The 12,223-nt window shown below is 66.9% G+C and carries 8 protein-coding genes and 9 pseudogenes; 15 read left to right on the top strand and 2 right to left on the bottom strand.

From position 1 onward, the window contains the following. The 13 genes and pseudogenes from AD428_RS14635 to AD428_RS14580 all read left to right on the top strand — a co-directional run. The coding region (locus AD428_RS14635) for a type VI secretion system accessory protein TagJ (RefSeq protein ID WP_304438949.1) at positions 1-387 on the top strand (387 nt) is incomplete at its 5' end. Between the two features lies 1 nt (position 388). Continuing rightward, on the top strand, positions 389-952 hold the full coding sequence (tssE, locus tag AD428_RS14630) for a type VI secretion system baseplate subunit TssE (protein ID WP_082308318.1): 564 nt from the start codon (positions 389-391) through the stop codon (positions 950-952). Then, a pseudogene (gene tssF / locus AD428_RS14625) lies at positions 952-2,849 on the top strand (type VI secretion system baseplate subunit TssF). Before tssE ends, tssF begins: the two are co-directional and overlap by 1 nt. Beyond that, positions 2,843-3,151: pseudogene (locus tag AD428_RS28935) on the top strand (DUF3540 domain-containing protein); the annotation flags it as partial. The pseudogenes tssF and AD428_RS28935, both read left to right, overlap by 7 nt. Before the next feature lie 37 nt (positions 3,152-3,188). Further along, positions 3,189-3,499 (top strand): annotated as a pseudogene (locus tag AD428_RS28930) (DUF3540 domain-containing protein). Positions 3,500-3,542: 43 nt separating this feature from the next. Continuing rightward, positions 3,543-4,379, top strand: a pseudogene (locus AD428_RS25095) (type VI secretion system Vgr family protein); the annotation flags it as partial. After that, positions 4,291-4,920, top strand: a pseudogene (locus AD428_RS14610) (sensor histidine kinase); the annotation flags it as partial. The pseudogenes AD428_RS25095 and AD428_RS14610, both read left to right, overlap by 89 nt. Positions 4,921-4,923: 3 nt before the next feature. After that, positions 4,924-5,475, top strand: coding sequence for a response regulator transcription factor (locus AD428_RS14605; protein ID WP_053245655.1), 552 nt, complete (start codon positions 4,924-4,926; stop codon positions 5,473-5,475). Positions 5,476-5,698: 223 nt separating this feature from the next. Next, positions 5,699-6,607, top strand: coding sequence for a ubiquinol oxidase subunit II (gene cyoA, locus AD428_RS14600; protein WP_053245654.1), 909 nt, complete (start codon positions 5,699-5,701; stop codon positions 6,605-6,607). A gap of 2 nt (positions 6,608-6,609) precedes the next feature. Beyond that, positions 6,610-8,586, top strand: a complete 1,977-nt coding sequence (gene cyoB / locus AD428_RS14595; protein WP_053245653.1) for a cytochrome o ubiquinol oxidase subunit I — start codon at positions 6,610-6,612, stop codon at positions 8,584-8,586. Positions 8,587-8,589: 3 nt separating this feature from the next. Beyond that, positions 8,590-9,207 carry a cytochrome o ubiquinol oxidase subunit III gene (gene cyoC, locus AD428_RS14590; RefSeq protein WP_053245652.1) on the top strand — a complete coding sequence of 206 codons (618 nt, stop codon included), beginning with the start codon at positions 8,590-8,592 and terminating at the stop codon, positions 9,205-9,207. Next, positions 9,207-9,554 carry a cytochrome o ubiquinol oxidase subunit IV gene (gene cyoD / locus AD428_RS14585; RefSeq protein WP_053245558.1) on the top strand — a complete coding sequence of 116 codons (348 nt, stop codon included), beginning with the start codon at positions 9,207-9,209 and terminating at the stop codon, positions 9,552-9,554. The genes cyoC and cyoD overlap by 1 nt, the downstream gene beginning before the upstream one ends. Positions 9,555-9,697: 143 nt before the next feature. Further along, positions 9,698-10,300, top strand: a pseudogene (locus tag AD428_RS14580) (LysE family translocator); the annotation flags it as partial. 19 nt (positions 10,301-10,319) lie between these two features. On the opposite strand, the pseudogene AD428_RS14575 reads toward AD428_RS14580, so the two are convergent. Then, positions 10,320-10,863: pseudogene (locus AD428_RS14575) on the bottom strand (GNAT family N-acetyltransferase). Positions 10,864-10,960: 97 nt separating this feature from the next. On the opposite strand from AD428_RS14575, the gene AD428_RS14570 reads away from it, so the two are divergent. Both AD428_RS14570 and AD428_RS29950 read left to right on the top strand, forming a co-directional pair. Next, positions 10,961-11,176 carry a SlyX family protein gene (locus AD428_RS14570; RefSeq protein WP_053245556.1) on the top strand — a complete coding sequence of 72 codons (216 nt, stop codon included), beginning with the start codon at positions 10,961-10,963 and terminating at the stop codon, positions 11,174-11,176. 235 nt (positions 11,177-11,411) lie between these two features. Continuing rightward, positions 11,412-11,567, top strand: a pseudogene (locus AD428_RS29950) (DUF4148 domain-containing protein); the annotation flags it as partial. Positions 11,568-11,890: 323 nt separating this feature from the next. On the opposite strand, the pseudogene AD428_RS29545 reads toward AD428_RS29950, so the two are convergent. Continuing rightward, a pseudogene (locus AD428_RS29545) lies at positions 11,891-12,145 on the bottom strand (LysR substrate-binding domain-containing protein); the annotation flags it as partial. Positions 12,146-12,223: the final 78 nt, after the last annotated feature.

Genomic DNA, 12,223 nt, shown 5'->3' with positions numbered 1-12,223 from the left:
CGCGCACCGTTCGCCTGGCTGTGCGACGGCGACAGCCGGCTGGGGCCGGTGTGCGAACTGATTGCCGGCGGCCGCTATTGCTGGACGCCGTTTGCCGCGTTGCGCAGCCTGCGCATCCTGCCGCCCGAAGGGCTGGCCGACCTGATCTGGGCGCAGGCGGAGGCGGTTTTCGAAGACGGGCGCCAACTGGCCTGCCTGATTCCCGCGCGCTATCCGGCGCCCGACGGCGCCGCGCAGTCGGAACTGGACGAGGCCCTGAGGTTGGGGCGGCGCACGGAATGGCTGCCCCTGGGCGGCGAAACCTACCGCGGCGCGGGCCAGAAGATGTGGCTCACCGACGCGGGCGAATACGCGTTGCTGGACGTGCGCGCGCTGGAGCTGGACTGACATGGCGGTGCAGGATGCCGAATCGATGCGCGTTTGGCGGGCCGCGGCCCGCCGGCAGGCGCGCGGAGCGGCCCTGGACCGGCTGCAGCCGGCGCTGCTCGACCGGCTCATGGACGACAACCCGGGCGAGCGCACCGAGCCGCCGGGCCGCGCCGTCATGTCGCACATGGAGCTGCGCGCGGCGGTGCTGCGCGACCTGCGCTGGCTGCTCAATACCGTCAACCTGGAAACCACGGACGACATCTCGCCGTACCGCTGGGTGCACGGCTCGACGCTGAATTACGGCGTGCGGGCCATGGCGGGCAAGCGCATGTCGGAAATCGACTGGGTCGACGTGGAGGATTCCATCCGCGACGCCATCATCCGCTTCGAGCCGCGCATCCTGCCCGACACCATCGAGGTGCGCTGCGTCACCGACACCGGCACGCTGGAGCACTACAACGTGCTCAGCCTGTCGATACGCGGCCTGCTCTGGTGCGAGCCGCATCCGCTGGAATTCCTGTTCCGGTCGGACATCGACCTCGAGAGCGGGCACATCGACCTGCGCGACCTGGGAGGCGCCTGATGGATACGCGCCTGCTCGAGTACTACAACCGCGAGCTGGGCTACATGCGCGAGATGGGCGCGGAGTTCGCGCGCCAGTATCCCAAGGTGGCTTCGCGCCTCGGGCTGGGCGAAACCGAGGTGGCCGACCCCTACGTGGAGCGGCTGCTGGAGGGCTTCAGCTTTCTGAGCGCGCGCGTGCAGCTCAAGATGGACGCGGAGTTTCCGCGCTTTTCGCAGCGCCTGCTGGAAGTGATCTATCCGCATTACCTGGCGCCCACGCCGGCCATGGCCGTGGTGGCGCTGGAGCCCAGCATGAACGAGGGCACCCTGGCCAAGGGTTTCCGGCTGCCGCGTGGCACCCTGCTGCGCGCGCGCCTGACGCGCGGCGAGCAGACGCCCTGCGACTTTTCCACCGGCCACGACGTGACGCTGTGGCCGCTGAAGGTGGCGCGCGCCGAGTTCACCGCCACGCCGCCCGACCTGCCGCTTACGCGGCTGGGCTTCGGCGGCCGCGCCGGCAAGGTCGCGCCGCGTTGCGCCTGCGGCTGGAAGTGTGCGGCGGCCTGTCGCTGGAGGAACTGGACGTGGACCAGCTCACGTTCTTCCTCAACGGGCAGGACGTGGCCATGAACCAGCTGCTGGAACTGATCCTGACCAAGTCGGCGGGCGTGCTGTGCCACGAGGCGCAGCGCCCGCCCGCCTGGCTGAACCTGCTGCCGCCGGATGTCATCCGCCACGAAGGCTTCGACGACGCGCAGGCGCTGCTGCCGGCGCAGGCGCGCGCCTTCCAGGGCTACCGGCTGATGCAGGAGTATTTCGCCTTCCCGCAGCGCTTCCTGTTCTTCAGCCTGAACCGGCTCCGGCAGGGGCTGCGCACCGCCGGCCGCGACGGCAAGGCGCCGGAGACGCGCGCCTTCGACATCACCATCCTGCTTTCCGAGGGTGCGCCGGACCTGGAAAGCACGGTGCAGACCTCGAACGTGGCGCTGCACTGCGTGCCGGCGATCAACCTGTTTCCCAAACGCAGCGACCGCGTGGCGGTGACGCCGCGCACTCACGAATACCACCTGGTGGTGGACCGCACCCGTCCGCTGGATTACGAGGTCTTCGGCGTCACCCGCGTGATGGGCCATCGCGCCGGCGGCGAGGAGCGCGAGTTCCGCGCCTTCTACGGCACCCTGGGCGACGACGAGGACGAGTACGGCGCATACTACGCCACCCGGCGCGAGCCCAGGCTGCTGTCGGACACCGCGCAGCGGCAGGGGTCGCGCACGGGTTATGTGGGCAGCGAGCTGTTCCTCTCGCTGGTGGACCGGCGCGAGGCGCCGTTTTCGGGCGACCTGCGCTATCTGTCGCTGGATACGCTGTGCACCAACCGCGACCTGCCGCTGCTGATGCCGCTGGACCGCGAATCGGATTTCAGCCTGCGCGTGTCGGCGCCCGTCTCGCGCATCAAGGTGCTGCGCGGCCCTTCGCCGCCGCGTCCGGCGCTGGCCGAAGGGGCGGCCGCGTGGCGGCTCATCAATCACCTGGGCCTGAACTATCTCAGCCTGACCGACCTGGACGCCGAGCAGGGCGCGCAGACCCTGCGCGAGACGCTCAAGATCTACGCCGACCTGTCCGATCCGGTCGTCGCCAGGCAGATCGCCGGCCTGTACCGCGTGCGCGCGGTGCCGATGCACCAGCGCCTGCCGGTGCCGGGCCCCATTGTGTACGGGCGCGGCGTGCGCATCGAGCTGACGCTGGACGAGACGGCGTTCTCGGGCATCAGCCCCTTTCTTTTCGGCGCGGTGCTGGAGCGGTATTTCGCGCGGCACGTATCGATCAACATGATGACCGAGCTGGCGCTCGATTCGCTGCAGCGCGGCGCGATCGCCCGCTGGAAACCGAGGCACGGAGGCCGGCCCGTATGCTGAAGCCAGCTCCGCGCCCGCAACCAGGAGATCTGCCCATGCAAGCCGCCCGACTCGCCCAGCCCCGGTACGAACCCGTGCACCTGCTCGGGGAGGTGCGCGCGGTGGACGGGCAGGACTGCGTGGTCTGGTGCGACGGCCGCGAATGGCGCTGCCGCCGCGCGGCAAGCTGCCTGCTGGCGCCCTCGGTGGGGGACCAGGTGCTCATCAGCGGCCCCGATCCGCAGCGGGTCTATCTGATCGCGGTGACCGAGCAGGCCGACGCCGCGCTGAGCCGCCTGCGCGCGCCGGGCGCCCTGCTTATCGAAGCGGCGGACGTGTCGCTGGCGCGGGTCCCTGCGCATGGAAGCCGGGCGGCTCGAACTCAAGGGCGGCGAGGCCGACTGCGCCATCGACGAAATGCGCTACCGGGGCAAGGACGCGCGCCTGACGGTGGGACAGGTGCGGCTGGCGGGCAGGCTGTACGAGCTGGTGGTCGACAAGCTGGTCCAGCTCACGCGCAACGCCCTGCGCCTGACCGACGAAATGGACCAGACCGCGCGGGCATCGTGGACGTGGAAGCGCGGCAGTCGGCGCGCGTGCACGGCAAATACAGCGTGGTCACGGGCGAAGAGCTGGTCAAGGTGGATGCTCGCCAGATCCACATGGGATGACGCGGCGCGGCGGGAGCGCGGCAAGCAATCAGGGAAACGGGATATGGAACGCGTAGTCAAGGCTTATACCCCTCTGCCCGAGGAACAGTTGAAGTTCCGCGGGATGTACGGGCACGAGACGCTGTCGCAGCTTTTCGAGTTCGACGTGGAGCTGGTGTCGGATTCGCATTCGCTGGACATGAAGCAGTTGCTGGGGAAATCCGTCACGCTGGAGATCGAGACGTCCGGCGCGAAGCCGCGCTACCTGAACGGGCAGGTCACGCGCTGCGTGCTGGTGGGGCGCGAGGGCGCGACCGCCCGCCACTATATCTACCGCGCGACCCTGCGTCCGTGGCTCTGGTACCTGACGCAAACGTCGGACAACAAGATCTTCCAGAACAAGTCGGCCCCGGACGTGATCCAGGAGGTGCTGTCCGACTACAAGTTTCCGGTCGAGGTCAAGCTGGCCGACAACTACCGCAACTGGGAATACTGCGTGCAGTACCAGGAAACCGACTTCGCCTTCATCAGCCGCCTGATGGAGCACGAAGGCATCTACTACTGGTTCAAGCACGAGAACGGCAAGCACACGCTGGTGCTCACCGATGACGTCACGCAGCACGATCCGCTGCCCGGCTACGAGACCATTCCCTACTACGGGCCGGACCGCGCGGCGGTGCCTCAGGAGGAGTACATCTCCAGTTGGGAGGTGTCGGAGGAGATCACGCCGGGCGCTTTCGTCACCAACGACTATCATTTCAAGACCCCGGGCGCCATGCTGGAAGCCCGGCGCAACAATCCGCGCCTACGACAACGAGGGCATCGTGGCCCTGGCGACCCACGCCGCCGCCATGGCCCACGAACTGAACACGCCGCTGGCCACCATGACGCTGCTGGCCGACGAGATCGCCGCCGAAGTCAGCGACGAAGACGTGCGCAAGGACGTGGCCACGCTGCGGCAGCTCCTGGCCCTGTGCCGCGAGCGCATCCGCAACCTGGCCGTGCCCACCGCGGTAGACCTGGTGCGGGTGGTGGGCCAGTGGCGCCTCATCCGCCCCACCATCGACCTGCAGCGCTCGGGCGCCCTGCCCGCCAGCCTGCGGTGGATCCGGCCATGCGCGGCCTGCTGCAGGCACTGCTCAACAACGCGGCCGACGCGGGCGAGGCCGCCGGCGCGCCGCGGGTGGACCTGCACCTGGAATACGGCTATGGGCGCGCTGCGCGGCGAGGTGCGCGACTACGGCCGGGGCTTCGACCCCGACCAGACCCTGCTGCCGGCCACCAGCCTCTTCAACAGCGGCAAACCCGGCGGGCTGGGCGTGGGCCTGGCGCTCTCGCACGCCACGGTGGAGCAGCTGGGCGGCGAAATGACCATGACCGCGGCCGAGGGGGGAGGCACGCGCATCCGCTTCTACCTGCCCCTGGGCAACCCGGGAACCTGAGACATGAATCCTACCGACCTTGGACTGCTGATCGACGACGACGAGCTTTACGTGCGCACCCTGCAGCGCAGCCTGTCGCGGCGGGGCCTGGAAACCCGCACCGCCACGAGCATCGCGGAGGCGCTGCGCGTGGCCGAGGAGATCCGGCCCGCCTTCGCCCTGGTGGACCTGCGCCTGGGCGAGGATTCGGGCCTGACGCTGATCCGGCCCCTGCGCGCGCTGCGCGAGGACATGCGCATTCTGCTGGTCACGGGCTACGCCAGCGTGGCCACGGCCGTGGAGGCCATCAAGCGGGGCGCGGACGACTACCTGCCCAAGCCGGCCACCGCGCCCATGATCCTGCGCACCCTGGGCCTGGTAAAGCCGGAAACGGTTACCATCGAAACCACCATGACGCCGCTGCACCGCCTAGAATGGGAGCATATCCACCAGGCCCTGCACGAAACCGGCGGCAACGTTTCGGCCGCCGCCCGCCTCCTGGGCATGCACCGGCGCTCCCTGCAGCGCAAGCTTGCCAAGAAACCGGGGCCGGAACGCGAAGTGTTGCTGGATTGAAAATGTGCGGGTGCGACATATCGTCGCACCTCCGGTGCCCGCAGAGCCCCTGCGCGCCCAGGGATATCCGGGTTCTTCCGCCGATCTCCCGTAAGTTCCCCTGGCCAATGCGACCATTTGTCGCAGGCTTGCGCCAGATCAAACCGCTAGGATGGACGTTGCTGCTCCGCAGCACCTGGCCTGCTGCGTAGCAGCATTCTCCACCTTCCATCCAAGGCTGTACGTGAAACACCCCCTCCTTGCGACCCTTACGCGCATTTTTGGCGTCGGCGCGGTCATGCTGCTCGGCGGCTGCAACATGGAACTCCTGTCTCCCAAGGGAGACATAGGCGCCCAGGAAAAGACCCTGCTCCTCACGGCAACGTGGCTCATGCTGCTCGTCGTCGTGCCGGTGATCATCATGGTCCTGACCTTCGCCTGGAAGTACCGCGCATCCAATACCAAAGCCGTCTACGCGCCCAAGTGGTCCCACTCCACGGCCATCGAGCTCGTGGTCTGGACCATCCCGGTCATCATCGTCGCCATCCTGGCGGTGATCACCTGGCGCTCCACCCACGCCCTCGACCCCTACAAGCCCCTGGCCTCCGACCGCAAGCCGGTGACCATCGAGGTGGTGTCGCTGGACTGGAAATGGCTCTTCATCTACCCCGAGTACGACATCGCCACGGTGAACGAAATCGCCTTCCCCGTGGACACGCCGGTGAACTTCCGCATCACCTCGGCTTCGGTGATGAATTCCTTCTTCATTCCCCAGCTCGGCAGCCAGATCTATTCGATGGCGGGCATGGAAACCAAGCTGCACCTGATCGCGCGCGAGCCCGGCACCTACGCCGGCATCTCGGCCAACTACAGCGGCGGCGGCTTCTCCGGCATGCGCTTCAAGGCGCACGCCACCTCCGCGGAAGGGTTCGACAAGTGGGTCCAGGAAGCCAAGGCTTCCGGCAACGCCCTCACCCCCGAAACCTACCAGCAACTGGTCAAGCCCAGCGAACACAACCCGGTCGTGAAGTACGCCTCGGCGCCTCCGGCCATGTTCGACTACATCTTGAACAGCACCATGAGCAAGATGGCCGGCGTGGACTCCGCCACGTGCACCCCCACGTCGAATAATCTGATCGCAGGAATTAACTAACAATGTTCGGGAAACTCACCCTAGAGGCGATTCCGTACCATGAACCCATCGTCATGGTCACGCTGGTCGCCGTGCTGCTGGGCGGCGCCGCGCTGCTCGGCGCCATCACCTACTTCGGCAAGTGGAAGTACCTGTGGACGGAGTGGCTGACCTCGGTCGACCACAAGCGCATCGGCGTGATGTACATCATCGTCGCCCTGGTCATGCTGCTGCGCGGCTTCGCCGACGCCATCATGATGCGCACCCAGCTCGCCGTGGCGGCCGGCGACTCCGCCGGCTTCCTGCCCCCGCACCACTACGACCAGATCTTCACCGCCCACGGCGTCATCATGATCTTCTTCATGGCGATGCCTTTCATCACGGGCCTGATGAACATCGTGGTGCCGCTGCAGATCGGCGCGCGCGACGTGGCCTACCCGTTCCTGAACTCGCTGAGCTTCTGGCTGTTCCTGGTGGGCGTGGTGCTGATGATGCTGTCGCTGTTCGTCGGCGAATTCGCCGCGACCGGCTGGCTGGCCTATCCGCCGCTCTCGGGCCTGGACTACAGCCCGGGCGTGGGGGTGGATTACTACCTCTGGGCATTGCAGATATCCGGCCTGGGAACCACGCTTTCGGGCATCAACTTCATCGTGACCATCCTGCGCATGCGCGCGCCGGGCATGACCCTGATGAAGATGCCGGTGTTCACCTGGACCTCGCTGGTCACCAACATCCTGATCGTGGCCGCCTTCCCGGTCCTGGCCGCCACCCTGGCGCTGCTGACCGCCGACCGCTACCTGGGCACGCACTTCTTCACGAACGACATGGGCGGCAACGTCATGATGTACGTGAACCTGATCTGGATCTGGGGCCATCCCGAGGTCTACATCCTGGTGCTGCCGGCCTTCGGCGTGTATTCCGAGGTGGTCGCCACCTTCGCCCGCAAGACGCTGTTCGGCTACAAATCCATGGTCTACGCCACGGCCTGCATCGGCGTGCTGTCGTTCCTGGTGTGGCTGCACCACTTCTTCACCATGGGCGCCGGCGCCAACGTGAACACGTTCTTCGGCATCGCCACGATGATCATCTCGATCCCGACCGGCGCGAAGATCTTCAACTGGCTGTTCACCATGTACCGGGGCCGCGTGCACTTCACCACCCCGATGCTGTGGACCCTGGGCTTCATGGTCATCTTCGTCATCGGCGGCATGACCGGCGTGCTCATGGCCATCCCCGGCGTGTCGTTCGTGCTGCACAACAGCCTGTTCCTGATCGCCCACTTCCACAACACCATCATCGGCGGCGTCGTGTTCGGCTGCATCGCCGGCATGACCTACTGGTTCCCCAAGGCGTTCGGCTTCAAGCTCAATGAGCGCCTGGGCAAGTACTCGTTCTGGTGCTGGACCGTCGGCTTCTTCCTGGCCTTCATGCCCCTGTACATCCTGGGCCTGAAGGGCATGACGCGCCGCCTGAACCACTACGACAACCCCGAGTGGCAGCCCTACCTGCTGGTCGCGCTGGCCGGCGCCGCCCTGGTCATGCTGGGCATCTGGTTCCTGCTGCAGCAGGTGTTCGTCAGCGTGCGCCAGCGCAAGCAGAACCAGGATCTCACCGGCGATCCCTGGGACGGCCGCACCCTCGAGTGGTCGATCTCCTCGCCCGCGCCTTTCTACAACTTCGCCCACATTCCCCACGTCGAGGAACTGGACCAGTTCTGGGAAGACAAGCAGAACGGCCGCGCCTACAAGCGCCCCGCCAAGTACGAGGACATCCACATGCCGCGCAACACCGCCGCGGGCGTCTACATCGGCGCGTTCGGCCTGGCCATGACCTTCGGCCTGGTGTGGCACATCTGGTGGCTCTCCATCGCCGGCTTCGTCGGCATGATCGCCTCGTTCGTGGTTCGCGCCTACGACCGCGACGTGGACTACTACGTCCCCGCCGCGGAAGTCGAGCGGATCGAAAACGCCCACTTTGACAAAATGCAGAAGGCCGCCTGAGCCATGATTCACGCTGTAGCCACTCACCCCAACGCGCACGGCCACGACGACCATGCGCACCATGACGATGGATCCAAGACCGTCTTCGGTTTCTGGATCTATCTGATGAGCGACCTGCTGATCTTCTCGGTCCTGTTCGCCACGTTCGCGGTGCTGTTCAACGCCACCGCGGGCGGCCCCACGGGCAAGGAACTGTTCGACCTGAAGTTCGTGCTGGTCGAGACCCTGCTGCTGCTGTTCTCCAGCTTCACGTTCGGGCTGGCCAACCTCAACGTCCATGCCGGCAACAAGAGCCGCGCCATGGGCTGGCTGGCCATCACGTTCCTGTTCGGCGCGGGCTTCATCGCGATGGAACTCTACGAATTCCATCACCTGATCCAGGAAGGCGCGGGCCCCGGCCGCAGCGCCTACCTGTCGGCCTTCTTCACGCTGATCGGCACCCACGGCCTGCACGTGACCTTCGGCCTGATCTGGATCGTCATCATGCTCGACATGATGCGCCGCTACGGGCTGGACGCGATCAACAAGCGCCGCCTGGCCTGCCTGAGCCTGTTCTGGCACTTCCTGGACATCGTCTGGATCTGCGTCTTCACCTTCGTCTATCTCATGGGAGCCATCTGATGTCGCACCATTCCGCGGCCGCCAGCGGCCATGACGAGCACGCCGCCGACCACGGCACCCTGAAGTCCTACATCGTGGGCTTTGCGCTCTCGCTCATCCTCACCTTCGGCTCCTTCGGCCTGGTGATGAGCGGCGCGCTGCCGCGCGCCACCGTCGTCATCGGCGTGGTGGCGCTGTGCGTGGCCCAGCTTCTGGTGCAGCTGGTCTACTTCCTGCACATGGGCTCCAAGTCCTCGCGCGACAACCTTTCGACCTTCGTCTTCACCGCGCTGATCATCTTCATCATCGTGGGGGGGTCGGCCTGGGTGCTGTACAACATGAACGTCAACATGGGCCATTCGATGTAAGGCTCCTGTTCCGACGCTGCACGAAAAACGGGCGCCGCTGGCGCCCGTTTTTCTTTTGCCTGCCCGCGGGCGCGGCGCGCCCGCAAGGGAAACGGGCCGGCAAACGTATACTTCCCCCATCCTTCGATCCGCGGAATTTCCCCATGGCCCTGCACACCTGGCTGCTCTATCTGCTCGCCGTCACCGGCCTGTCGCTCACGCCCGGCCCCAATACGCTGCTCGCGCTGACCCACGGCGCGCTGCACGGACACCGCAGGGCGCTGTGCACCATCGCGGGGGGCGCCGCCGGTTTCGTCGCGCTGATCGCGCTTTCCATGCCCTCGGCATCGGCGCCCTGATCCAAGGCCTGGGCGCCGGCCCTCACGGCGCTCAAGTGGGCCGGCGGCGCCTACCTGATCTACCTGGGCGTGCAGCTCTGGCGCGCCCCGGGCGTCACGCTGCGGCCTCCGGCCGGCGCGCCCGCGCTGCGCGGCACGCGCATGTTCGGCCAGGGCTTTCTCTCCGCCATCTCCAACCCCAAGGCGCTGCTTTTCTACGGCGCCTTCCTGCCGCAGTTCATCGATCCGGCGCGCAGCCTGCTCACGCAGTTCGCGGTCATGGCGGCCACCTTCGCCGGCATCGAATTCGCGGTGGAGTATGGCCTGGCCCGGCTGGCGCATCGCGTGCGGCCCTGGCTGGAACGCGCCGGCCGGCGCTTCAACAAAGTATGCGGCGGCCTGTTCGCCGCCCTCGGCGTGGCGCTGCCCACGCCTGACGCCCCCCGCTTCACGGCCGCGCGCCGCCCAGCTGCTTGTGGAAGTAGGTCGTGGCGCAAAGCGCGCCGTCCGGCATCAGCGCATAGTTGGGCACCACGCCCACGCGCAGCCAGCCGCAGCGCGCATAGAGCCGCTCGGCGTCTCCGCCCGTTACGGTGTCCAGCACCAGCACGGTCTTGCCCTCGGCCCGGCGCGGCCTCGTCCACGGCCTGCAGCAGGCGCTGGCCGATGCCCCGGCGCCGGGCCGAGCGGCAGACCAGCATCTTGGCCACGTCGGCCCGGTGCGGCTGGTTCTCGGGCTGGGCCGTCACCAACTGCACGGTGCCGACGATGCGCCCCTCCAGGTGCGCCACGAGCAGGCTGCGCTCGCCGCGCGCCACGCCCTGCGCCACCGACGTCCAGAACGCCACGGCGGCAGGCCGCGCCAGGGGCAGCATGAAGCTCACGGAAGCTCCGCCTTCCACGCAGTCGATCAGCACATCGGCCAGCTCCTGCACGCTGGCGGCCGCCGCGACGCCATCGAGGCGGCTTATGCTGACCTCGTTATCGCTCATGGTTTCTTCCTCGGCATAATGGTGTCCCGGAACCGGGGACGGCCTGGATCATACTGCCTTGCGGCGGCCGCGCCGGGATTGCGTTCTAATAGCGCGCATGAACCCATCGCAAGACATTGAACGCCGCCTCACCGAGCTGGAAATCAAGGCGAGCTTTGCCGACGACCTGCTCGACCACCTGAACCAGGTCATCGCGCGCCAGCAGCAGCAGATCGAGCTGCTGGCGCGCGAGCTGGCCGAGCTGCGCCGCCAGGGGCCGGAAAACGCCCCGGCATTTCGCAGCCTGCGCGACGAGATTCCCCCGCATTACTGAACGCCCCGCACGGCGCGCCGGCTGCGCGGGCTATCTCACGCCATTTTGATTCCATACACGGCAAAAAAAACGGATATATTCATTATTATCCCAATAGTGAAAATATCTTTTACGGATATAAGGGTTTATACCTACCTCCCAAGAGCGCACACTATTCGCATCGGGATACAGCAACGAACCACGACGGACAGGCCGCCGGATTCGCTCCCAAAGCTCTTGAAATCGGAGGTTTATCATGAAGACGCTTGCTACTGCTCTGATGTTGTCCCTGGCCGCCATCAGCTCCGGCGCCTACGCTTCGCAGAACATCGAACCCAACAACATCCCCTTCCAGGGCGTGTACGGCGCCGCCTACGACGGCCCGGCCCGCGCCCAGGTCCAGGCCGAACTGCCGCCGCCAAGGCTGCCGGCCAGGTGTCCAACGTCGAGCCCAACGACATGCCCTTCCAGGGCGTCTATGGCCAATGAACACCGCCCCATCACAATAATGTGAATACCCCCTCCTCTTGTTGTACTTGGGCCGCCAGCATTGGCGCTTTTTTTACCTCGGGGCGGCGCGGCGGCAAGGCCCTCTTCACGCGACGCGCGCGATGGCGGCGAGGATTTCGCGGAACGCCTGCGCGGCCGGCCCCAGCGCTGGTCGACGCGGTGCGCGAGGTAGGCCTCGTAAGCCACCCGCGCCTCCCGGCCCAGGGCAGCGGTGGGCAGCGGCACCAGCCGCCCTTCGCGCAGGTCGCGCTCGACCAGCCAGACAGGCAGACGCCCCCAGCCCAGGCCGGCGAGGATCATGGCGTGTTTGGCGTCCTGCGTATTGACGCGGCAGGTCTGGGGCGACAGCACGCCGAAGTCGCGCCCCTCCGACAACGCCGAGGGATCGGACTGCACGATCTGCAGATGATCGGCCAGGTCGTCCAGGCCCAGGGACCGGCCGGACGGCGCCGCCGCCAGCGGATGTCCGGCCGCCGCCACCGCCACGATTTCCGTGGCCGCCAGCGCCTCCAGCGCCACCCGCGGGTCGCCGGAACCCTTCGCCCACCACTCACGGCC

It is taken from the genome of Achromobacter sp. DMS1, assembly GCF_001270295.1.
Note: the sequence above shows the minus strand (reverse complement) of the source record. Positions and strands in the feature narration are given on the sequence as shown.